Origin of the sequence: Salinivibrio sp. VGrn1 (assembly GCF_009377995.1) — a bacterium.
Lineage (GTDB): Bacteria > Pseudomonadota > Gammaproteobacteria > Enterobacterales > Vibrionaceae > Salinivibrio > Salinivibrio siamensis.
Map to the genome: position 1 here is coordinate 346,825 of NZ_SATA01000003.1, position 22,772 is coordinate 369,596.

Sequence of the window (22,772 nt, forward strand, 5' to 3'; positions counted from 1 at the left end):
TGTTATATCTAAAGTTAGTAATCACCAACCTAGTGACGCAAGGCCGACAAGATTAGTGAGAATTTCAATCACTGAAAGGCAAAAATTGGTAATAAAAAAAATTTATTTTGGTTGATCTTAGCGATGATCAGTGATCGTTTTTAACTGATTGAAAAGACAGCAAACCCCACAAAATGTGGGGTGTGACTAGGATCCAAGAATGGCGCTAAGTTGATCAGGCTTGGCGAAAATATGATCTGCTTTCCAATTATGAACTAAGGCTTGATCACCGGTGTAACCCCATCCTGCGACGGCTGCGCCCATATTCGCCGCGCGCGCCGCTAATATATCGTTTTCAATGTCTCCGACATACAGCCCTTGTTGTGGCACACAATTGAGGCTTTTGGCTGCTTCAAGCAAAGGCATAGGGTGCGGTTTGGCATGAGCATAGGTATCGGCGCCAACGATGACTTTGGCCTTTTGCAGGCGTGGGAAGAAGGCGAGTAACTGATGCGTGAGCCCTTCGGGCTTATTCGTCACAATGCCCCAAGGGATACGTAACTGATCCAGCTTATCGAGCAGGGTGTCTATGCCAGCGTAAAGCTGGGTGCCATGACATATCGCGTCCCCATAGTGATGAAGAAAACGCGCACGGAGGGCAACAGGGTCTTGATATTGTGCTTGTTCGCCAAACCCAGCACTTAACAGGCCGCGCGCACCGAAACTTGTATGGGTATAAATTTGCTCGCGTGTTAAAGGAGGCAAGTCAAACTCGGCGAGGACGCGGTTAGCGGCCTCACCCATGTCGGGGGCGGTGTCAAGCAAGGTGCCATCTAAATCAAAGAGAATGGTCGATGGGATCATGCTGGCGAGCTCCTTATCAGTCGGCTAGGGCGCGACGGTGTGAACGAGATAATTCACATCGACATTGGCGTTGGAAAGTTTGTAGGTATCAAACACCGGGTTGTAATGCAGCCCTGTCATGTCTTTGGCCGTTAGCGGGGTGTTATCAATCATGTTCATCAGCTCTGAGGGGCGAATAAACTTATGGTGCTCATGGGTGCCTTTGGGAACCAATTTAAGCACATGCTCCGCGCCGACGATCGCGAACAGCCAAGATTTGGCATTGCGACTCAGTGTCGAGAAAAAGACATGACCACCGGGTTTTACCATCTGTGCACAGGCTTGAATCACGGAGGCGGGTTCAGGCACGTGTTCGAGCATTTCCATACAAGTGACAACGTCGTATTGCTGCGCATAGCTGCTGGCATGTTCTTCCGCGGTTGATTGGATGTAGTGCACATCGACTCCGGCTTCGAGGGCATGCAGCCGCGCGACGGTGAGAGGCTCTTTTCCCATGTCCAGTCCTGTCACTTCCGCTCCTTCCTGCGCCATGCTTTCAGCTAAGATGCCGCCGCCGCATCCGACATCAAGTACTTTTTTGCCGAATAATCCGCCCGCTTTATCCAAGACATAATCGAGGCGTAATGGGTTGATTTGATGCAAAGGTTTAAATTCACCCTCTAAATCCCACCAACGCGAGGCCATATCCTCGAATTTTTGAATTTCTGCCGGATCGACATTGGGTACTTGGCTCATAACTGCAGCTTCCTTATCGGTTTTGCTGCATTATAACGAAATCCAACGCGATAAAAAGAAGCCGTGCTTCTCGCGGGACCGGTGGGTGTCGTGAATAGGGATCGGCGACGCTGAGTGGGAGGTAACATGTAGAGATAAAGAAATAGCACGACGGCCAGCCACCGCCGTGCAGAAGGGAGCGGCGTTACGCCGCGGTTAAGATGGCGCTGGTCGCTATTATTCCAGCCAAAAGGTATTTGCCTGCGATTAGGCAGGCACCAATCGCGTTAACGATACGAGTGAGCATCATGCCTCCTCTTTAGTATCAAGTTGACCAACGTTAGGTCGGTCAGGCATGTCACTTCTAAGTATGGTTGATAGTTCGGCCCCTGCTAAAAAAGTGATCTTGTGCTCAAGTTAAGCTAATTATTCCTTTTTCGCGCTCAGACACCTTGTGGGCTTTCCTAGTAAAAAAACCATAGTTAGCTACGCAAGTGGTGGCTTTTTGTCCGTGTAGACGCGTTCAGAGCGCCTGCTAACGAGATCCGTGATACATCTTAGCCATATTCGCGTGTCTCCAAAGAGGGTTTGTGTTATTCTCCGTGGTCACGTATTTGAATACGCAAACATTATTTGAGGGATGTTGGCTCCATGAGCGATCTTGCTAAAGAGATCACGCCAGTCAATATCGAAGAGGAGCTAAAAAGCTCGTATCTCGACTATGCAATGTCCGTCATTGTTGGCCGAGCTCTTCCTGACGTGCGTGATGGCCTAAAGCCAGTACACCGCCGCGTATTATTCGCGATGAACGTACTTGGTAACGACTGGAACAAGCCATATAAGAAATCGGCCCGTGTGGTCGGCGATGTAATCGGTAAATATCACCCGCATGGTGATAGTGCGGTATACGATACGATTGTGCGCATGGCGCAACCGTTCTCACTGCGCTACATGTTGGTAGATGGCCAAGGCAACTTCGGCTCCATCGACGGTGATTCAGCAGCCGCAATGCGTTATACCGAAGTGCGCATGGCGAAAATTGCCCATGAGCTGCTTGCCGATCTCGATAAAGAAACCGTGGATTATGTGCCGAACTATGATGGTACTGAGCAAATCCCGGACGTATTGCCAACGCGTGTCCCCAACCTGCTGGTTAACGGCGGCTCCGGGATTGCGGTCGGGATGGCAACCAACATCCCACCTCACAACCTTACTGAAGTTGTTAACGGATGTCTGGCGTATATCGATAATGAAGATATCACTATTGATGAGCTGATGGAGCACATTCCAGGCCCAGACTTCCCGACAGCGGCAATGATTAATGGTCGCAAAGGGATTGAAGACGCGTATAAAACAGGGCGTGGAAAAATCTACTTGCGTGCCAAGGCGGATATCGAAACCGACAAAAATGGTAAAGAGACCATTGTTGTCAATGAAATCCCCTATCAAGTCAACAAAGCGCGTTTGATTGAAAAGATTGCCGAGCTGGTTAAAGACAAGAAAATTGATGGCATTTCCGCGCTACGCGATGAGTCTGATAAAGACGGCATGCGGATTGTTATTGAGTGTCGACGTGATGCGGTGGCTGAGGTAGTACTTAATAACCTCTATGCGCAAACCCAATTACAGACGTCATTCGGCATTAATATGGTGGCGCTGGATAATAACCAGCCGAAGCTCTTTAACCTAAAAGGGATGCTTGAGTGCTTTGTTAACCACCGCCGTGAAGTGGTCACACGTCGCACGGTCTATGAATTACGCAAAGCCCGTGACCGTGCCCATATCTTGGAAGGCTTGGCGGTTGCACTGGCGAACATCGACGAAGTCATTGAGCTTATTCGTCAAGCCCCTACGCCTGCGGTAGCCAAACAAGAGCTACAAGATCAAGGATGGGGACTCGGTGGCGTGTCTGCCATGTTGGAAGCTGTGGGTGGCGAAAACGCGCGTCCTGAATGGTTGGCGCCAGAATTTGGTGCCCGTGATGATGGCTCTTACTACCTCACTGAACAACAAGCACAGGCGATTCTGGATTTACGTTTGCACAAGCTCACCGGGCTTGAGCACGAAAAAATCCTGGACGAGTATAAAGGCCTGCTCGAGCAAATTGCGGAGCTGCTGCATATCTTGGCCAGTACCGAGCGCTTGATGGAAGTGATCCGCGAAGAGCTCGAAGCCGTCCGTGATGGTTTTGGCGATAAACGCCTCACCGAAATTACTGCCGCGAGTGCAGACATTGATATTGAAGATCTTATCAATGAAGAAGACGTAGTAGTGACCTGGTCACACGATGGTTACGTTAAGTATCAGGTTCTGAGCGATTATGAAGCGCAGCGCCGTGGCGGTAAGGGGAAATCAGCGACGCGAATGAAGGATGAAGACTTCATTGAGCGACTGCTGGTTGCTAATACCCATGACACAATACTGTGCTTCTCGACGCGCGGGCGTATGTACTGGCTGAAAGTCTATCAGCTGCCGCATGCATCGCGTAATGCGCGCGGTAAGCCAATTGTGAATCTACTCCCGCTGGAAGAAGATGAGCGTATTACCGCGATCCTGCCAGTGCGTGAGTATGAAGAAGACAAATACGTCTTTATGGCCACAGCTCATGGTACCGTGAAGAAAACACCACTGACTGACTTTAGCCGTCCACGTAGCGCCGGGATCATTGCAGTGAACTTGCGTGAGGGCGATAGCCTGATTGGGGCCCAGCTCACTGATGATAGCAGTGAAGTCATGCTGTTCTCGCAATTCGGTAAAGTAGTGCGCTTCCTCGCATCGAATGACACCGTTCGCGCGATGGGTCGTACCGCCGCGGGGGTACGAGGCATTCAATTGGCTGAAAACGATCAGGTCGTCTCTTTGATTGTGCCGCAAGAGAATGCGGAAATCTTGACCGTGACCGAGAACGGCTTTGGTAAACGTACAGCGTTGGCAGAATACCCAACCAAGAGTCGTGCGACCAAAGGGGTGGTTTCGATCAAAGTCTCTGAGCGTAATGGCGACGTTGTCAGTGCCATCCAAGTCTGTGAAGGCGATGAGCTGATGATGATCACTAATGCGGGGACCTTAGTCCGTACTCGCGCAGAAGAGGTGAGTCAAGTGGGGCGTAACACCCAAGGTGTACGCTTGATTCGCGTCAGTGATGACGAGAAAGTGGTGGGCCTACAGCGCATCGAAGAGCCAGACGAAGATGAGATGGAAGCCTTGGCCAATGAAGCCGGCACAACCACTCAGTCGGACGGCAGCGAGGCATCAGTGCCTACCGATGATGATCAACGCGATGATAACGATCAGTCGCCCGCGTCTGATGATGATCAAAACGCGTAAGTCGTCGCTTAGATAACGTCTTAAGGGTGCAGTGAACTGCACCCTTTTTTATTGCCTATTGACAGGAGAGCATGGAAATTGTGATCGAATCTGCGTTGGCGCTTTCAAATTGCGCACGAAACGTGTTAAATCAATCACACACCATTTAAAACAGAGTCAATCCTTGTAGGCCTCCTGGCCACAAGTGATGAATAAGCAGGAGCCCCTCCCCAACATGGATAAGGTATATAATTTCTCCGCAGGCCCCGCGATGTTGCCGCGTGAAGTGATGCTAAAAGCACAAAAAGAATTGATGAACTGGCAAGACCTTGGTACCTCGGTCATGGAAGTGTCGCATCGCAGCAAAGCATTCTTAAACGTTGCTCGTCAGTCAGAGCAAGATTTGCGCGAACTCCTAGTGATTCCTGACAACTACCATATTCTATTTTGCCAAGGGGGCGCGCGTGCACAGTTTGCCGCGGTGCCCATGAATCTCATGGGGAACCACACCATCGCAGACTATGTCGATGGCGGTTACTGGGCAGAAAGTGCGGTCAAAGAGGCCAAGCGCTATTGTACGCCCAACGTTATCAATGTTCGCCGCGAGCGAGAGGGGAAACGTGCAATCTCGCCGGCGAAAGACTGGCTACTGAGTGATGATGCAGCCTATGTCCATTTCTGCCCTAACGAAACCATTGATGGCATTGAAATTAATGATTTGCCTGAGACCAATAAACCCATTGTTGCCGATATGTCATCGACCATCTTGTCGCGTCCGATTGACGTATCTAAATATGGGGTGATCTACGCCGGTGCGCAAAAGAACATTGGCCCTGCAGGGCTGACCCTGGTGATTGTACGTGACGACTTATTGGGACTGGCGCGAGATGTACTTCCTAGTGTGCTTAATTACAAGGTCTTGGTAGAGAAAGACTCGATGTTCAACACGCCGCCGACCTTTGCCTGGTATCTGGCCGCCGAAGTCTTTAAATGGCTGAAAAAACAAGGCGGGATTGAAGCCGTTTATGCACGCAATCAACAAAAAGCAGCCTTGCTTTACCAAGCTATTGATCAATCGAGCTTATATCGTAATGACATTCACCAAGACAATCGTTCCTTGATGAATGTGCCGTTTCAGTTGGCGAACAGCGACCTGGATGAGACTTTCCTCGCTGAAGCAACGGAACAAGGCTTACATGCGCTGAAAGGCCACCGAGATGTGGGTGGCATGCGAGCCTCTATCTATAACGCCATGCCCCTTGAAGGGGTGCAAGCGTTGGTCGACTTTATGGCCAAGTTCGAGAAAAAATATGGCTAATGACAGACGGTAGCGATGGCTGCGTCTTTTAACGGTGTTAAGTAGAAAACCGTGTGAAAAACGAGCCGCTTCCTTGTTAGAGGCGGCTTTTGCTTTCTCTTCACTGAAGGTGATAAAAATAATAATTGTGAGACTGTCGGTATTTTGGTTACTCTGGGGGCACTAAGCATCACGGATATAAACCAGAATGGAGCAACTGACACTTTCCCCGATTTCTTATGTCAACGGCCAGATTAACCTTCCCGGCTCAAAAAGCGTGTCGAATCGCGCATTACTCCTTGCCGCTCTAGCCTCAGGCACCACCCGACTAACCAACTTACTGGATAGTGACGATGTACGTCATATGCTCAATGCGTTTACCGCGTTGGGAGTAGAGTATCAATTGTCCAGCGATCGCACCGAATGTGTGGTACAAGGGCTGGGACAACCGTTTCATCTCGCCGAGCCAACCACGCTGTTTCTCGGCAATGCGGGAACGGCGATGCGCCCTTTGACGGCGGCACTATGCTTGGGAGAGGGTGACGTCACCCTGACGGGTGAACCACGAATGAAAGAGCGTCCTATTGGCCACCTTGTTGACGCCCTGAATGCGATTGGTGCTGATATCCAGTATCTTGAAACTGAGGGCTATCCGCCACTACGTATCCAAGGCACTGGCCTGGCAGGTGGCGATGTGAGTATCGATGGTAGTATCTCGAGTCAGTTTCTCACCGCACTACTGATGGCCGCGCCGTTTGCTGAGCAAGAGACCCGGATCACCATTAAAGGGGAGCTTGTCTCTAAGCCTTATATTGATATTACCTTGGCAATCATGGCGCAGTTTGGTGTTGAGGTACAAAATGATAACTACCAAGCGTTTGTGATCCCAGCTGGACAGCGTTATCAATCACCAGGTCACTTTATGGTGGAAGGTGATGCCTCATCCGCTTCTTACTTCCTCGCGGCGGCCGCGATTAAGGGCGGTGAAGTCAAAGTGACGGGCATCGGGCGTCATAGTGTGCAAGGTGATATCCAGTTTGCCGACGCACTCGCGGCGATGGGCGCCGAGATTGAGTGGGGAGAGGATTATGTTCTCGCCCGTGGAAAGACGCTTAAAGGCGTCGACATGGACTTTAATCATATTCCTGATGCAGCGATGACCATTGGCGTCGCGGCCTTGTTTGCAGAAGGGCCGACATGGATTCGCAACGTGTACAATTGGCGTGTTAAAGAAACCGATCGCTTATATGCCATGGCTACCGAGCTGAAAAAAGTGGGCGCTGTGGTTGAAGAGGGCGAAGACTATCTATACGTCGAGCCACCAAAGCAGTTACACCACGCGGCCATCGATACCTATGACGATCATCGGATAGCGATGTGCTTCTCGTTGGTCGCATTGAGTGATACGCCCGTCACTATTAATGACCCGGGCTGTACGTCAAAAACCTTCCCTGATTATTTCGAGAAGCTCGCGGCAATCAGCACCACGAAATAACCATGCTGCAACACATTGCTGCTGATATCCACGCAGCAGCAATGATTTCCAGCCGGATTTCTTCTATACTATGCGCCGATTTATCGATGTGCTTGTTGGGCAAACAGTGTGTTTGTCGCGTCACGGTATGGCAGGCGTCAAACCCATTTAACGCCTCAAGCGAAGCGAATCGAGTAAAGTTGACGAACGTGGAGAGATTTATGCCGACACAGGCGCCTGTGATTACAGTAGATGGACCGAGTGGTGCAGGAAAAGGAACCTTATGTATGCGGTTGGCGGAGACACTAGGCTGGCATTTGCTAGACTCTGGTGCCATCTACCGTGTTTTGGCATTAGCGGCAATTCATCATGACGTGGATACCTCATCGGAAGACGCCTTGGTACCGCTGGCTGCGAACCTAGACGTTCAATTTATTGCCGAAGGTGATCTGGTGAAGGTGATTCTCGAAGGGGAAGACGTATCGGGCACCTTACGCACAGAGCAGGTGGGTAATCAAGCGTCGAAAGTCGCTGCACTCCCGCGCGTTCGCGAGGCATTGTTGCGTCGTCAACGTGCGTTTGTCGGCGAGCCAGGTTTGATTGCTGATGGCCGTGATATGGGTACCGTAGTGTTCCCGCAAGCGGAGGCGAAAATCTTCCTTGATGCTAGCGCAGAAGAACGCGCACGCCGGCGCCAGCATCAGTTGCAAGGCAAGGGGGTTAATGTTACCTTTGACCGCCTTTTAAGCGAAATTCAAGAGCGTGATGATCGTGACCGCAATCGAGCGGTGGCACCATTGCGCCCCGCGTCAGATGCATTAGTGCTAGACTCAACGTCGTTATCAATCGACGAAGTGATTGCACAAGCACTGGCGTTTATTGAAAGCAAATTATCGGCTGCATAAGCAGTCTATAACCGTTAGCTGCAAGGATGATAGCTAACATATTTAACAACCCCATGCGGTAGGATACCCGTGGACGTTTATCAAATTGAAGATTTAAATATAATGACTGAATCTTTTGCTCAACTCTTTGAAGAGTCTCTAAAAGAAATCGAAACTCGCCCAGGTTCTATTGTTAAGGGTACTGTTGTTGCTATCGAGAACGGTTTCGTTCTGGTTGACGCAGGCCTGAAATCTGAATCGTCTATTCCAGCTGACCAATTCAAGAACGCTGCTGGCGAACTTGAAATTGAAATCGGCGGTGAAGTCGATGTAGCCCTGGACGCAGTGGAAGATGGTTTCGGTGAAACTCAGCTTTCTCGTGAGAAAGCGAAGCGTCACGAAGCTTGGATCCAGCTAGAGAAAGCGTACGAAGAAGCTGAAACCGTTAACGGTGTTATTAACGGTAAAGTGAAAGGTGGTTTCACCGTAGAACTGAACGGCATCCGTGCGTTCCTACCGGGTTCACTGGTTGACGTTCGTCCAGTACGTGATACTTCTCACCTGGAAGGCAAAGAGCTCGAGTTCAAAGTAATCAAGCTTGACCAGAAGCGCAACAACGTTGTGGTTTCTCGTCGTGCGGTTATCGAGTCAGAAAACAGCGTTGAGCGTGACGAGCTGCTAGCTTCTCTGCAAGAAGGCATGGAAGTTAAAGGTATCGTTAAGAACCTGACTGACTACGGTGCGTTCGTTGATCTTGGCGGCGTTGACGGCCTGCTTCACATCACTGACATGGCGTGGAAGCGCGTTAAGCACCCATCAGAAATCGTTAATGTTGGTGACGAAATCAACGTTAAGGTTCTGAAGTTTGACCGTGAGCGTACTCGCGTATCACTCGGCCTGAAACAACTGGGTGAAGATCCATGGGTAGCTATTGCTAACCGTTACCCAGAAGGTCACAAGCTGACTGGTCGCGTAACCAACCTAACTGACTACGGCTGCTTCGTTGAAATCGAAGAAGGCGTTGAAGGTCTGGTACACGTGTCTGAAATGGACTGGACCAACAAGAACATCCACCCATCTAAAGTGGTTAACGTGGGTGACGAAGTTGAAGTCATGGTTCTGGACATCGACGAAGAGCGTCGTCGCATCAGCCTTGGTCTGAAACAGTGTAAAGCCAACCCATGGCAGCAATTCGCTGAAACTCAGAACAAAGGCGACCGTGTTACTGGTAAGATCAAGTCAATCACTGACTTCGGTATCTTTATCGGTCTAGACGGCGGCATCGACGGTCTGGTTCACTTGTCTGACATTTCTTGGAACGTGGCTGGCGAAGAAGCCGTTCGCGAATACAAGAAAGGCGACGAGATCTCAGCAGTGGTTCTTCAGGTTGACGCAGAGCGTGAGCGCATCTCACTTGGCATCAAGCAGATGGAAGAAGACCCATTCAACAACTACCTGGCAGCTAACAAGAAAGGTGCTATCGTTAACGGTACGGTAACGGCTGTTGACGCGAAAGGCGCAACGGTTGAGCTAGCCGACGGTGTTGAAGGTTATCTGCGTGCTTCTGAAGCTGCGCGTGACCGTGTTGAAGACGCGACTCAAGTGCTTTCAGTTGGCGACAGTGTTGAAGCGAAGTTCACCGGTGTTGACCGTAAGAACCGCGTGCTCAACCTGTCTGTTCGTCTGAAAGACGAAGCTGATGAGCAAGAAGCGATGGCTAGCCTGAACAAATCTGATGAAGGCGCTATCGGTAATGCTATGGCTGACGCGTTTAAAGCAGCGAAGAGCGAATAATGTATAAGTTGAGGGGGAAATTTTCCCCCTCTGCATTTATACTGTTGAGAAACATACTAAAGCGGGGTGTCTATGACCAAATCTGAGTTAATTGAAAGGCTCTGTAGTCAGCAAGCCCATCTGTCTGCTAAGCAGGTAGAGGATGCTATCAAGGAAATCCTTGAGCATATGGCGACCACACTTGAAAGCGGTGATCGGATCGAAATCCGTGGTTTTGGTAGTTTCTCACTACATTATCGCGCGCCTCGCGTGGGGCGTAACCCGAAAACAGGGGAAAAAGTTGAGCTTGACGGTAAATACGTCCCTCACTTCAAACCTGGTAAGGAACTTCGTGATCGCGTTAACATCTATGGTTAAGCGATAGACGCTGAAAAAAACGGCATGCTGTAGGTATGCCGTTTTTTTATGTCTATCGATCATAGCTTGCGTGGCGAATTTCCTGCATAATCATACCTTCTGTGTAAGATCTTGTACCCACAACTAAAACCTTGTCGCTTGCCATCATGCGAGTGGATAGCACGGGCCAAGGGTGCATTAGTAACGTTTTGTTGTATCAAGCAAACGTTCACAGTGACAAGTGCCTCGCATCTTGTCGTTCTGCCATAATTGAAGAGGCACTAGGCCTTTCGCAATGAGGGAATACTTGTGAAAATACTCGGCATTCTGTTTCTGGTGTTATGTTTTCTGATCACCTTGGCGCTGGGAGCGCAAAACCAAGATGTGGTCAACTTTAACTACTTAATCGCCCAAGGTGAGTTTCGTCTCTCTGTTATCTTGGGTATTGTCTTTGTCATTGGCTTTGGCATCGGCTGGTTAGTCTGCGGTGCGTTATACCTAAAAGCGAGAGTGACCGCTCGAGGGCTGCGTAAACAGGTGGAAAAGCAACGCAAAGAACTTGATAAATTGCGTACGGACCCGCTAAAGGAACAATAATTCATGCTAGAGCTGTTGTTTCTGTTGCTCCCTATTGCCGCCGGTTATGGCTGGTACATGGGTAACAGGAATGCTCGTCATCGACGGCAAGAACAGTCACATCACTTGTCTCGCCAGTATGTGGCGGGGCTGAATCTGCTGCTGTCTGAACAGTCTGATAAAGCGGTTGATCTGTTTATTGAGCTTTTACAGGTCGACAATGAGACCATTGACACCCACCTTGCCCTAGGCAACCTGTTTCGTTCTCGGGGCGAAGTCGATCGCGCCATTCGCATTCACCAAAACCTGATTGCTCGCCCTAATCTGACGCTTGATCAACGTAACCTTGCCATGCAACAACTGGCCAAAGATTACATGGTCGCCGGGTTTTTTGATCGCGCAGAAAAGATATTTTCTGAGCTAGTGGATGAGCCAGATTATCAAGAGTTTGCTCTTCAGCAGTTGTTAGCCATCTTTCAGCAAACCCGAGAGTGGGAAAACGCGATTGATACCGCGAGCAAACTGGTCAAGATGGGCAAACAAAAATTACGTAAAGACATCGCTCATTTTCACTGCGAACTGGCGATGCAACAGCTCGCCGATGGCGACGAACATAAAGCGCGACAATGGCTACGTCGCGCCTTGTCGTATGATAAAAGTTGCGTGCGCGCCAGCTTGAAGCTGGCCAAGCTTGATATTGAGCACCAAGATTATAAAGGCGCCATCAAGCAGCTAGAGAACATCCTTGAGCAGGATGCGGACTTTGTCAGTGAGGCGTTACCACTGTTGGCGGAGAGCTATCGCGCGCTAGGGCGTGAAATGCATCTGGTTCGGTTTTTAAAAGAATGCATTGAAAAGAATGCTGGGGTGAGCGCGGAGTTGATGCTATCAGAAGTGATCGGTCACAACGAAAATATCGCGATGGCGCAAAGCTTTCTCACCCGCCAGCTTACTCGCAATCCGACCATGCGCGGCTTTCACAAGTTAATGGAATACCATGTTGAGCAAGCGGAAGAGGGACGCGCAAAAACCAGTCTGAATACGCTAAAAGACTTGGTGGCGGAACAGATGAAAGTGAAGCCGCATTATCGTTGTCGAAAATGTGGCTTCTCGACCCACTCGCTCTACTGGCAATGTCCTTCTTGCAAAAGCTGGGGGGCAATCAAGCCAATTCGAGGGCTTGATGGTGAATAATGGCGATGCGCAAGCATCGCCGTTTTTTTATCTATCGTGGCGGTATACCTGCTGAGATGAATCGTAAACAAGGAACTAGGAGACAACATGCACGACCCAAAAGTCATTGTGGCACTTGATTATGCGAATATGAACCACGCCTTGGCCTTTGCCGAGAGGATAGAACCAGGTTCATGTCGCTTAAAAGTGGGCAAGGAAATGTTCACCTTATTTGGGCCGGCATTGATTAAGCAGCTGCATGCGGGTGGGCACGAGGTTTTTCTCGACCTTAAATTTCACGATATCCCGAACACGTGTGCACGAGCGGTTGCGGCAGCGGCAGAGCTGGGTGTTTGGATGGTCAACGTCCACGCCGCTGGCGGGGAACGCATGATGGTTGCTGCACGTGAAGCCTTAGTACCTTATGGGGGCAACCGCCCTTGGCTGATTGGTGTGACCGTGTTAACCAGCATGACGGCGGTGGATTTGGCAGACAGTGGTATTCAGATATCGCCACAGGCGCAAGTGCAGCGCCTTGCGGGTCTGACGCAGCAGGCAGGCCTTGATGGTGTTGTTTGCTCCGCGCAGGAAGCGAGCCTGCTTAAGGCACAGTGTGGGGACGCCTTTAAATTAGTCACGCCAGGTATACGCCCAGCCGGGAGCGACAAGGGTGACCAACGCCGAGTGATGACGCCCGAGCAAGCGGTACAAGCCGGCTCTGATTATCTCGTCATAGGTCGCCCTGTCACGCAAGCGGCGGACCCCGCTGCTGTGCTTGCGTCAATTAACCAATCGTTGAATGACCAAAGTGCCGAGTAACTCGGGTTGCGAGTAACTTAAGCTCCTAACACTAGCGTTTACTAGCAATCGCGTTTACTAGCAATTGTGGTTGCCAATAATCGCCGTTGCTAATGACTGAGCTCGCCAATGTTTCAAGCTAAGCGCTTGACGAGGTAGAGAGCGGCAGGGGACGCGTTAACAGAGCGGCCATGGATCGCGCCGCTCGTGTTCGTCATTATGGGCGGGCGCTGACTGATTTGCGCGACCGCCTATCCAGTACCGGTGCGGTAAAATGACTGTCAATCAGCCTTTGTGTCAAGCTGTGTTGCGGGTTGGCAAAAATGTCAGCGGTATTACCCGATTCCACCACGTCGCCCTTTTGCATCACCATCAGCTTGTCGGTGACATGTTTGATCACCCCCATATGCTGCGACACATACACGTAAGACAAGCCCATCTCATCTTGAAGCTCAAGCAGTAAGTTAATGATTTGCGAGCGCATGGACATGTCGAGACCATTTAACGCCTCGTCGGCGACAATGACACTCGGTTGCAAAATTAAAGCCCTGGCGAGTGATACCCGCTGTTTTTGGCCGGTTGCCAGCATCTGCGGATAAAAGTAAGCATGCTCCGGCAGCAAGCCGACCCGCAACAGGGTGTTCTTAATGCGCTTACCTCGCTCTTGCGGGGTCATATTGGTGTTTCGCCGCAAGGGGCCTTCTAAGATTTGGCCGATTTGGTTGCGTGGGTTGAGCGACGTGTTCGGGTCTTGGAAGATCATCCGAATCAGCTTGCAGCGGGTTTGGTAATCTTTGTAACGCAGTGTCTCACCATTGACCCGGATTTCGCCTGCCGTTGGCTCGATAACGCCAGCAATCATGCGTGCTAGGGTTGATTTTCCTGAGCCATTCTCGCCCACAAAGGCAATGGTTTCCCCGACATCCAAAGAAAAAGAGACCGGCTTCACCGCGTGGGTGACACGCTTTCTCAACCACCCTGTGCGGTGGTGATAATCTTTGGTGAGCCCATCAATTTCAAGAAGAGCGGCCATGCTTGTTCTCCATGTTGAGCGGGAAATGACAGGCAAATTTATGGTTTTTCACTTTTTGCGTATGAGGCGTTTCGACACATTTACGTTGTGCGTACGGGCAACGCGGCCCCAGTCGACAACCGATGGGCAGATGCTGCAGTGGTGGTATTGAGCCAGGCAAGGTTTCGAGCTTGCTCTTGTGGGGAATGTCGCGGCTAAAATCAGGCATTGTCCGTAATAAAGCATCCGTGTAAGGATGGTGCGGCGTGGTTAAAATTTGCTCGCGGTTGCCGGACTCTACCGACTGGCCACAATACATCACGGTGATCCTATCGGCCCAACGCGTCACCAAGGTGAGATCATGACTAATCAGCAAGATTGTCGTGTTAGATAACTGATTGGTGCGACTCAGTAAACGGAATATCTGCGCCTGAGTAATGGGATCTAAATCGTTGGTCGGCTCATCCGCAATCAATAGGCGAGGGCGGTTAGCAATCGCCATTGCAATCATCACCTTTTGACACTCGCCATCGGTAAGCTCATACGGATAGCTTTCCATCACCCGCTTGTGATCCTTGATGCCCACTTTATGCAGCAAGGCGATAGAATGCTGCTTGCGCCAATTTAAGCGTTGCCACCAACTGCCGGAAAATGACGCGGGTGGAATGGCCTCTTCAAGCTGATGACCCACTACTTCGGATGGGTCAAGACACGTGGAAGGCTCTTGGAAGATCATCGCAATGTCTTTGCCGACCACATGGCGACGTTCGCGCGCGGGCAGTTCTAATAGGTCGATATTACCCAAGCGCAATCGGTCGGCGGTTACATGCCATTGATCCTTAGTGACGCCGCAAATAGCTTTGGCCACCAAGCTTTTGCCTGAGCCGGATTCCCCCACCAAACCACGAATCTCACCGTCATTGATGGTCAAACTCATACGGTCGACGGCTTTCACCATACCTTGCGGGGTTTCTATCTCTATGGTCAGGTGTCGAATATCAAGTAACGGCATTATTCAGTTCCTGCATTGATGGCTTGGCTGATCCCCTCACCAACTAGGTTAACAACCAACACACTGAACGCAATCGCCATTCCAGGCAGAGTGACAGTCCAAGGCGCCGTGAAAATCAGCTCGACAGAATCCCCTAACATGGCGCCCCATTCTGGCGCCGGCGGCTGTGCTCCAAGGCCTAGAAAGCCGAGTGCGGCCACATCAAGAATCGCCACCGAAATAGCGCGGGTAATTTCGGTACTCAGTACTGTGACGATATTGGGCAGAATCGAATGGTAAAGCAGATAAAAATCATTGGCACCGTCCAAGCGCGCGGCAATGATATAGTCTTTCCCTATCTCATCGTGTACGGCCGTATACACCGCGCGGATAATCCGTGGAATGAGTGACAGCCAGATAGCGAGCAATACTTGGGTTTCGCCCACCCCTAAAAAGGCGACCACGATAATGGCCAACAGTAACGAAGGAATAGAGAGAATACTATCTAGGATATGATTCAACACACTCGATTTGAGCCCCTTGGTCATCCCGGCTAGCACGCCAATCGCGACCCCGACAAGTGACGCGGCCAATGCGGTCATCAGTGCATAACCAAAGGTGAGCCGAGAGCCGGCAATCAGGCGCGAGAGCATATCGCGGCTAAGATCATCGGTCCCTAAAAAATACTCAATTTGCCCTGACTGCACCCAAGAGGGCGCCATCAGTAAGTGACCTGTTTGATGCTGCGGGCTCCACGGGGCGAGTAGAGGGGCAAATAAGGTGACAAGGATGAGCCCAACCAGGCACCAAAAGCCAATCACCGCAAGCTTGTTGCGACGAAATGCATTCCAGGTGCGCTCAAATTGGGTAGGGATATGCTGTTCAACGTAAACACTATTTGAGGGCATACCATTTTTTCCTTACCAGCGGGTTCATAAAAGCCCCTAATACATCCGAGATGATATTAATCAGTAACACAAACCCACCAATGACCAAGACGCCGCCTTGTACTGACACATAATCTTTAGCGATGAGCGTATCGAGCAGCCAGCGCCCAATTCCAGGCCAGTTGAATACTGACTCAACGATGATGACAAAGGTCACCATGGTGGAAACCAGTAGGCCAAAATTAGGGATGATCGGTGGAATGGCGTTTTTCATCCCATGGCGAAGCACTATTTCCGTTTTTGATAGTCCCTTGGTCGCTGCCGCTTTGATGTAGTTCTGGCGCATCACATAAGCCATGGAGTCGCGCACCATCTTGATGATCTCTGTGGTAGGGACCACCGCAAGGGTCAAGGTGGGAAGTGCGAGGTGACGGACAATATCAGAGGCGACCTTGCCTTGTAGCGGTAAGTCTGACAGCCATAAATCCACCAGCGCGAAACCGGAAATATGCGGGATCTCATACAAAAGGTTATAGCGCCCTGATACCGGAAACCACTGCAAGTCGAGTGAGAAAACCATGATAAAGAGGATAGCTAACCAAAATGTAGGGATGGAGAACACCACCAGGGCAAATGAAGAAATCACTTTATCTGCTGGCCCTTGGCTACGAATGCCAGCCAGCGTGCCCAAGGGCACGCCCACAATCAAGCTGATAAAGAGCGCGGCAAAACATAGTTCCAAGGTAGCAGGCGCGACGTGTGCCAGGGTGTCAACAACCGGCGACCCACTGGCGGCCAAGCCAAGGTTTCCATCGAGCAACTGTCGAATGTAGTAAATCCAGCCTATCCAGTAATCAAATTGGTGCCACTGTGAATCGGGCGCCAGCAACATAATGTTGTAGGCGACCAAGGTGAGGATCACTAGCGTGATTAAGAACAGGTTGAGGCGTCGTAACGTATAAATCAGCATGAGTTAGTGCTCCCGCGACACATCGGCGAAACTATCCGCGCCAAAGGGCGTCATCGTGAGCCCCGTCAGGCTAGCATCACGCACTTGATGTTGAATACCGTGGGCGAGCGGAATAACGGGCATGCGACGGTCGAGAATCGTCTGAGCGGCCTGATACAACGCCTTGCGCTTGGCTATCTTGTCCGTGGCGATCGCCTGATTCAGTGTTTGGTCAAAAAAGCGGTTACACCAATTAGAAATGTTCCAACCGGTAAATTTCGCGTTGCAGGTGAGCAAGGGACGTAAAAACGTATCGGGATCGCCGTTGTCGGCTACCCATCCGGTTAATACCATATCGTGGCTGTCATCACCTTGGCGAATGGACGTGCGATTAACCGTTTTTTCCGGAATAATATTGACGTCGATGCCAATTTCACCCAAGTCCGCTTGGATTAGTTCTGCGGTTTTACGTGGGCTGGGATTAAACGCGGTCGGTTTTAGCGGCACGGTTAAATCGACACTAAAGCCATGGCGATAGCCTGCTTTGGCAAGGAGTGCTGCGGCCAGTTTGGGATCGTGCTGAGTTTTTCGGTTTGGATCGTAAGCCCATGACATAGGCGGAAGCAAGCTGGTGGCGGGCGCACCCGTGCCATAATAGACCGAACTGAGTAGGGCTCCCCGGTCAATCGCAAGATTAATCGCTTGACGCACTTCCACTTCCGAAAGCGCAGGATGACGGGTGTTGAGGGCGATAAAAGCCACATTCATGCCCGTTTGCGACGACAAACTGAAGCGTTCATCACCGACAACCACGGGAAGCTGACTCGCAACCGGAGAGGCGAGCACATCACACTCGCCCGTCAGCATTTTCGCAAGCGTCCCTGTGCCGCGCGTGGAAACATCAAACACCACCTGCTCCATCGGCGCAGGGCCTTGCCAATACTGCCAATGGCGGCGTAGTCGAATAAACTCTCGCGGTTGATACTCAGCTAGCGCGAACGGGCCGGTACCAACCGGATAGGTATCGAGCTTCTCTGGCGTACCCGCTTCCAGTAATTGGTTAGCATACTCTTTTGAAAGGATCACCGAAAAGTTGGTGGCCAACGTGGAGAGAAAGGAGACATCGGGCCGAGAGAGTGTAAATTGGACGCGGTAGGTATCGAGCGCTTTAACTTGGGTCACCAAGCCGCCAAAGTTCATGCTATCAAACCACGGGTACTGACCACCGGAAATGCGATGAAAAGGATGGCGTGGATTAATAAGGCGACGAAAGGAAAACACGACATCGTCTGCGTTGAGGTAGCGTGAGGGGGTGAATTTGACACTGCGATGAAATGCCACGCCCCGGCGCATAGAGAAGGTGTAGGTTTTACCGTCATCACTCACCTGCCAGCTTTTCGCCAGCATCGCCTCGGGTTGGTACGTCTCGGGGTTGAGTCGCAGCAGACGGTCATAAAGCTGACTCGACAAGGTATCAGCCGTGAGGCCGCCATCGGTCAACTGAGGGTTGAAGGTGTTAGGCTGGCCAGGACCGCAAAACACAAAGCCACGATTGTCGGCCGCACGTTGATCGCTGGCAGCGTCACAACCTGCAAGGAGCAGACCACTCACACCCAGGATCAAATACTGGAAAAAAACGCGCATAAACCAAGTAAAATCAGCTATCAAAGTAAACCCCGTAATCTACCACTGAAACGGCTTTACCACCAAGCAAAGTAGGGGCTATCTGATGTTTCTTTGCGTGCGGGGTGTACCTATGCACGTACACGTTGCGTCAGTCGGTTTGCCCCACATGATGTTTTCGCAGCAATCCCCTGAATTGATGGTAGCTCAGGCCGAGTAACTGCGCGGCCTTTCTCTGATGATAGTTGGCTTGTGACAGGGCCGCTGTGACCAAATCGTGTTCTTGCGTGGTTTGCCACTGGCGAAGGTCCAGGGGCAATGACGGCAATGCCTCTCTCTCAATGGGCACAGGTGCCTCGGCATCCGCTGTGCGCCAAGGTGGTGAAAAAGGGTCTAAACATATCGTGTCGATGGGTGTACTAGGATCATTGTGACGAGAGAGGGCGCGCTCAACCGCATTTTTTAACTCGCGCACATTACCTGGCCAGGTGTGAGCGAGAAGTTGAGATTGAGCCTGTGCCGAAAAGCCAGCAAACAGCGAATAGCCAAGCTCCACGGCCATTTTCATCGCGAAGTGCTCAGCTAACAACAGAATATCTTGCTGACGCTCACGCAGTGGCGGGAGGTGAACGACATCGAACGCCAGCCGGTCAAGCAAATCGGGACGAAAAGCGTTTTGTTTGGCAAGGGCGGGTAAATCTTCATTCGTTGCACAGACAAGACGCACATCGGCACGCAGAGGAGATGTGCCGCCAACAAGCTCGTATTCGCCATATTCAATCACGCGTAGCAGCTTTTCCTGCACACCTAATGGCGCGGTCGCTATCTCGTCTAAAAACAAGGTACCGCTTTCTGCTCGCTCAAAGCGCCCCGCATGCCGGCCTTTGGCGCTGGTAAAGGCACCGGCTTCATGCCCGAATAACTCTGAGTCGATCAACCCTTCGCTGAGCGCCGCACAGTTTAAGCTCACTAGTGGTTGTGACCAACGGGCGGAAAGATAATGAAGACGCTGTGCAATCAACTCTTTCCCCGTGCCGCGCTCACCCATAATCAGAACAGGACGGTTAAGCGGTGCCAGTTGGCTGACATGATCCAACACGGCGAGAAAACGGTCCGATTCACCCAGTAAATTGTCTTGTTCACGCATGGCGATTTTTACCAAATAGTGGTTTTCTTCATCATGGCCTTTTTCTCAATTTAACGCAATCTGTTTTAACCTATTGAAAATAAACACCTTAAAAGTTGGCATGGGATTTGAATTCCATTGAGCGTGTCAGAGCCGAGCACCACGGGTTAACGCGCCACTGGCCTTAACTCTAGGGCTCATCAACGAGGAAGCGTATTAAGGAGTCTATGATGGGAATTTTTTCGCGTTTTGCTGATATTGTGAATGCTAACGTCAACGCATTGTTAGACAAGGCAGAAGATCCACAAAAAATGATCCGTTTGATCATTCAAGAAATGGAGGACACTCTCGTTGAGGTGCGTACCTCGTCGGCAAAAGCGCTAGCCGATAAAAAAGAAGTGGCGCGCAAAATTGAAAACATCGAGCGTCAGATCCAAGAGTGGCAGGACAAAGCCTCACTCGCATTGCAAAAAGATCGTGAAGACCTGGCTCGCGCCGCATTGATTGAGAAGCAAAAAGCGCATGATGTTAAAGTCGCGCTGGACGAAGAGCTGACGCTGATTAATGAAAGCGTAGAGAAGCTTGCCGGCGAAATTGCGGCATTAGAAAACAAGTTAAGCGAGACACGCGCGCGTCAGCAGTCATTGACGATTCGTCGTGAAACAGCAGGCAATCGCCGTGATGTGCGCCGTCACCTCGGCAGTGGGCGTGCCGATGAGGCAATGGCGAAATTTGAACAATATGAGCGCCGTATTGACGAACTAGAAGCGGAAGCAGACAGTTATCAAATGGGCAAAGGAAAAGGCCTAGAAGACGAGTTCGCTGACTTACAAGCGCAAGACGAGATTGAAAAAGAGCTGGCGTCTTTGAAAGCTAAAATGAAAGACAATCAATCGTAACGATACCTCAAGGAGCGGACATGTCATCATTATTTCTTGGTTTCCCACTGGCGATTTTCTTGCTGTTTGTCGCCCCATTGTGGTTATTTCTGCATTACCGCAGTAAGCGACAAGTGGCGCAAGGCTTGAGTGGGCAAGATTACGAAACACTGCAACAATTGGCTCAGCGTGCCGAAAAGCTGCAGGCACGGGTGGATAACCTAGAGCGTCTACTGGATGCAGAAGCCCCTCACTGGAGGCAACGCGCATGAGTAATACCTTGTACAGAGATCCAGAAAATGGCCGCATCGCAGGGGTGTGCGCCGGGCTTGCCAATCACTTTGGCATGGAAACCTGGTTAGTGCGCATCCTGACTGTTTCGGCATTTTTACTCGGTTTTGGGTTCTTTGTGGTGGTCGCTTATATCGCGGCGGTACTGATCCTGGATAAAAAGCCGTCAGAGGTGAGTCAAGAGCCGAGAGCCGCGCAGCAAGACCATCAAGTGAAGCAAAAACCTTGGCAATCAGGGAAGTCTGCCAGCCAATTGATCGCGGATCTCGACCGCGAGTTTAGTCACATGGAAGACAAGGTGACGCACATGGAAGCGTATGTAACCTCATCGACCTTTAACGTCGACCAAGCCTTCAAAAAACTCTAACCTCGCTGCCCTGTTTGGGCAGCTTGGCCAACTAGGAGCCATATCAACCTATGCCATCAGTGAAAAGGCGCGTGAAGCAGTGGGTGAGCCGTGGGGCTGACCGTCATGTTCGCCTCGCGGTGACCGGTCTTTCTCGTGCGGGTAAAACCGCCTTTATTACCTCTCTTATCAATCAATTGACGCATTTGGGCACAGAGCCCAACTTACCGCTGATGTCACTGGTGCAACAGGGGCGTGGGCTGGGCGCACGTCGTGAACCCCACCCGCATATGCACCTGCCAGCCTTTGACTACGACAGTGCTATGCAAGCGCTTCATCAAACTCCGCCAGTATGGCCGTCGCCGACACGTGATGTCAGTGAAGTGCGCCTTGCGGTGCGCTATCGACCGCAGTCGGCTGCCCTGAGAGCGATCAACGAAATGGCCACGCTATACGTGGACATTGTCGATTATCCCGGAGAGTGGCTGCTCGATTTACCCTTGTTAAGCCAAACCTACTCGCAATGGTCGGCCAAACAAGCTGGGCTACTCACCGGCCGTCGGGGCGAGCTGGCCTCCACTTGGACAACTAAGGCAGCGGCTCTTGACCCGTTTGCCCCTGCTGATGAAAAAAAGCTGGCGGAAATTGCTGAAGACTACACGGCGTTTTTACACCAATGCAAAGCACATGATGGCTTGCACTGGGTACAGCCTGGTCGATTTGTGCTGCCAGGTGAGTTAGCGGGCGCGCCTGTGGTGCAATTCTTCCCTTGGGTTGGTAGCCAAAATGAACACGATCTAGCCAAAGCCGGGAAAGACTCGAATTACGGGGTGCTAAAAGCGCGCTACGACTATTATTGCGAGCATGTGGTCGCCAAGTTCTACCGCGAGCATTTTGCCAAAATAGACCGGCAAGTGATCCTGGTGGATACGTTGCAGCCCCTGAATGCAGGGCCGGCGGCATTTCACGATATGCGTCTTGCCGTTGAGCAGCTGATGCAAAGTTTTAAATATGGCAAGTCAGGGCTGATGAAACGGCTGTTTTCACCACGGATTGACAAGGTATTGTTTGCGGCCACTAAAGCTGATCATGTGACGCCCGATCAACACCCAAATATGGTGAGCTTATTACAACAAATCGTTCATCAGGCGTGGCAGCAAGCTGCGTTTGAGGGCATTGATATGCGTTGTCAAAGTGTGGCCGCGATTGAAGCCACCACACCAGGCTATGTCACGGTAAAAGGCGATAGCCAGAGTGCGCTAAAAGGTGTGCTTGCAGACAACTCGCCAGTCACCCTGTATCCCGGCGATGTGCCAGCGCAGCTACCTGATGAAACATTCTGGCAAGCGCAAGGATTTGACTTTCCCTCTTTCCGTCCTCAGCAAGCGCCACTGGATGCGCCGTTACCGCACATTCGTATGGATAAGGCACTGGATTACTTGCTGGGTGATAAATTTCGATAAGCGAGGGCGCC

21 protein-coding genes are annotated in these 22,772 nt (G+C 51.0%); 13 read left to right on the forward strand and 8 right to left on the reverse strand.

The genetic code is table 11. The features are described 5' to 3' along the window. Positions 1–186: 186 nt before the first annotated feature. A complete protein-coding gene (gene gph / locus EHW56_RS07290; protein WP_077579235.1) occupies positions 187–843 on the reverse strand; it encodes a phosphoglycolate phosphatase in 657 nt (218 codons plus the stop codon). A 24-nt stretch (positions 844–867) separates the two neighbouring features. After that, positions 868–1,578 (reverse strand): bifunctional 2-polyprenyl-6-hydroxyphenol methylase/3-demethylubiquinol 3-O-methyltransferase UbiG, encoded by a 711-nt coding sequence (ubiG, locus tag EHW56_RS07295; protein WP_152794830.1) that lies wholly within the window; start codon positions 1,576–1,578, stop codon positions 868–870. Positions 1,579–2,208: 630 nt separating this feature from the next. On the opposite strand from ubiG, the gene gyrA reads away from it, so the two are divergent. The 9 genes from gyrA (at position 2,209) to pyrF (ending at position 13,216) form a co-directional block, all read left to right on the forward strand. Then, positions 2,209–4,884 (forward strand): DNA topoisomerase (ATP-hydrolyzing) subunit A, encoded by a 2,676-nt coding sequence (gyrA, locus tag EHW56_RS07300; RefSeq protein WP_152794832.1) that lies wholly within the window; start codon positions 2,209–2,211, stop codon positions 4,882–4,884. A gap of 214 nt (positions 4,885–5,098) precedes the next feature. Next, entirely contained in the window at positions 5,099–6,181 is a 1,083-nt protein-coding gene (gene serC / locus EHW56_RS07305; protein WP_046073497.1) for a 3-phosphoserine/phosphohydroxythreonine transaminase, read from the forward strand. 187 nt (positions 6,182–6,368) lie between these two features. After that, positions 6,369–7,655, forward strand: a complete 1,287-nt coding sequence (gene aroA / locus EHW56_RS07310; RefSeq protein ID WP_077579239.1) for a 3-phosphoshikimate 1-carboxyvinyltransferase — start codon at positions 6,369–6,371, stop codon at positions 7,653–7,655. Positions 7,656–7,855: 200 nt separating this feature from the next. Continuing rightward, complete coding sequence (gene cmk / locus EHW56_RS07315; protein WP_046073495.1) at positions 7,856–8,539, forward strand: (d)CMP kinase; 684 nt, start codon at positions 7,856–7,858, stop codon at positions 8,537–8,539. 102 nt (positions 8,540–8,641) lie between these two features. After that, entirely contained in the window at positions 8,642–10,312 is a 1,671-nt protein-coding gene (rpsA, locus tag EHW56_RS07320) for a 30S ribosomal protein S1 (protein WP_046073837.1), read from the forward strand. 72 nt (positions 10,313–10,384) lie between these two features. Continuing rightward, positions 10,385–10,669 (forward strand): integration host factor subunit beta, encoded by a 285-nt coding sequence (gene ihfB / locus EHW56_RS07325; RefSeq protein WP_046073494.1) that lies wholly within the window; start codon positions 10,385–10,387, stop codon positions 10,667–10,669. 288 nt (positions 10,670–10,957) lie between these two features. After that, positions 10,958–11,245, forward strand: coding sequence for a LapA family protein (locus EHW56_RS07330; RefSeq protein ID WP_046073493.1), 288 nt, complete (start codon positions 10,958–10,960; stop codon positions 11,243–11,245). Positions 11,246–11,248: 3 nt separating this feature from the next. Next, on the forward strand, positions 11,249–12,418 hold the full coding sequence (gene lapB / locus EHW56_RS07335; RefSeq protein ID WP_077579240.1) for a lipopolysaccharide assembly protein LapB: 1,170 nt from the start codon (positions 11,249–11,251) through the stop codon (positions 12,416–12,418). An 87-nt stretch (positions 12,419–12,505) separates the two neighbouring features. Next, entirely contained in the window at positions 12,506–13,216 is a 711-nt protein-coding gene (gene pyrF / locus EHW56_RS07340) for an orotidine-5'-phosphate decarboxylase (protein ID WP_152799316.1), read from the forward strand. A 196-nt stretch (positions 13,217–13,412) separates the two neighbouring features. Here the strand turns inward: pyrF and EHW56_RS07345 are convergent, their stop codons facing one another. The 6 genes from EHW56_RS07345 to pspF form a co-directional block, all read right to left on the reverse strand. Further along, positions 13,413–14,228, reverse strand: coding sequence for an ATP-binding cassette domain-containing protein (locus EHW56_RS07345; RefSeq protein WP_046073490.1), 816 nt, complete (start codon positions 14,226–14,228; stop codon positions 13,413–13,415). After that, on the reverse strand, positions 14,212–15,219 hold the full coding sequence (locus EHW56_RS07350) for an oligopeptide/dipeptide ABC transporter ATP-binding protein (protein WP_046073489.1): 1,008 nt from the start codon (positions 15,217–15,219) through the stop codon (positions 14,212–14,214). Before EHW56_RS07350 ends, EHW56_RS07345 begins: the two co-directional genes overlap by 17 nt. After that, complete coding sequence (sapC, locus tag EHW56_RS07355; protein WP_077605955.1) at positions 15,219–16,106, reverse strand: putrescine export ABC transporter permease SapC; 888 nt, start codon at positions 16,104–16,106, stop codon at positions 15,219–15,221. The genes EHW56_RS07350 and sapC overlap by 1 nt, the downstream gene beginning before the upstream one ends. After that, entirely contained in the window at positions 16,093–17,055 is a 963-nt protein-coding gene (locus EHW56_RS07360) for an ABC transporter permease subunit (RefSeq protein ID WP_077638498.1), read from the reverse strand. Before EHW56_RS07360 ends, sapC begins: the two co-directional genes overlap by 14 nt. 3 nt (positions 17,056–17,058) lie before the next feature. Next, a complete protein-coding gene (gene sapA, locus EHW56_RS07365) occupies positions 17,059–18,678 on the reverse strand; it encodes an ABC transporter substrate-binding protein SapA (protein WP_152799438.1) in 1,620 nt (539 codons plus the stop codon). 130 nt (positions 18,679–18,808) lie between these two features. Continuing rightward, positions 18,809–19,804, reverse strand: a complete 996-nt coding sequence (gene pspF, locus EHW56_RS07370) for a phage shock protein operon transcriptional activator (RefSeq protein WP_152799311.1) — start codon at positions 19,802–19,804, stop codon at positions 18,809–18,811. Positions 19,805–20,013: 209 nt separating this feature from the next. On the opposite strand from pspF, the gene pspA reads away from it, so the two are divergent. From pspA to EHW56_RS07390, 4 genes are read left to right on the forward strand one after another with little or no spacing between them, the layout of a single operon-like run. Beyond that, a complete protein-coding gene (gene pspA, locus EHW56_RS07375) occupies positions 20,014–20,682 on the forward strand; it encodes a phage shock protein PspA (RefSeq protein ID WP_077666150.1) in 669 nt (222 codons plus the stop codon). 20 nt (positions 20,683–20,702) lie between these two features. Further along, complete coding sequence (pspB, locus tag EHW56_RS07380) at positions 20,703–20,933, forward strand: envelope stress response membrane protein PspB (protein ID WP_046073483.1); 231 nt, start codon at positions 20,703–20,705, stop codon at positions 20,931–20,933. Continuing rightward, the gene (gene pspC / locus EHW56_RS07385; protein ID WP_152794836.1) at positions 20,930–21,319 is read left to right on the forward strand and encodes an envelope stress response membrane protein PspC; all 390 of its coding nucleotides are present in this window, start codon (positions 20,930–20,932) and stop codon (positions 21,317–21,319) included. The genes pspB and pspC overlap by 4 nt, the downstream gene beginning before the upstream one ends. Positions 21,320–21,369: 50 nt before the next feature. Beyond that, positions 21,370–22,761, forward strand: coding sequence for a YcjX family protein (locus EHW56_RS07390; RefSeq protein ID WP_152794837.1), 1,392 nt, complete (start codon positions 21,370–21,372; stop codon positions 22,759–22,761). The last annotated feature ends 11 nt before the right edge of the window (positions 22,762–22,772 follow it).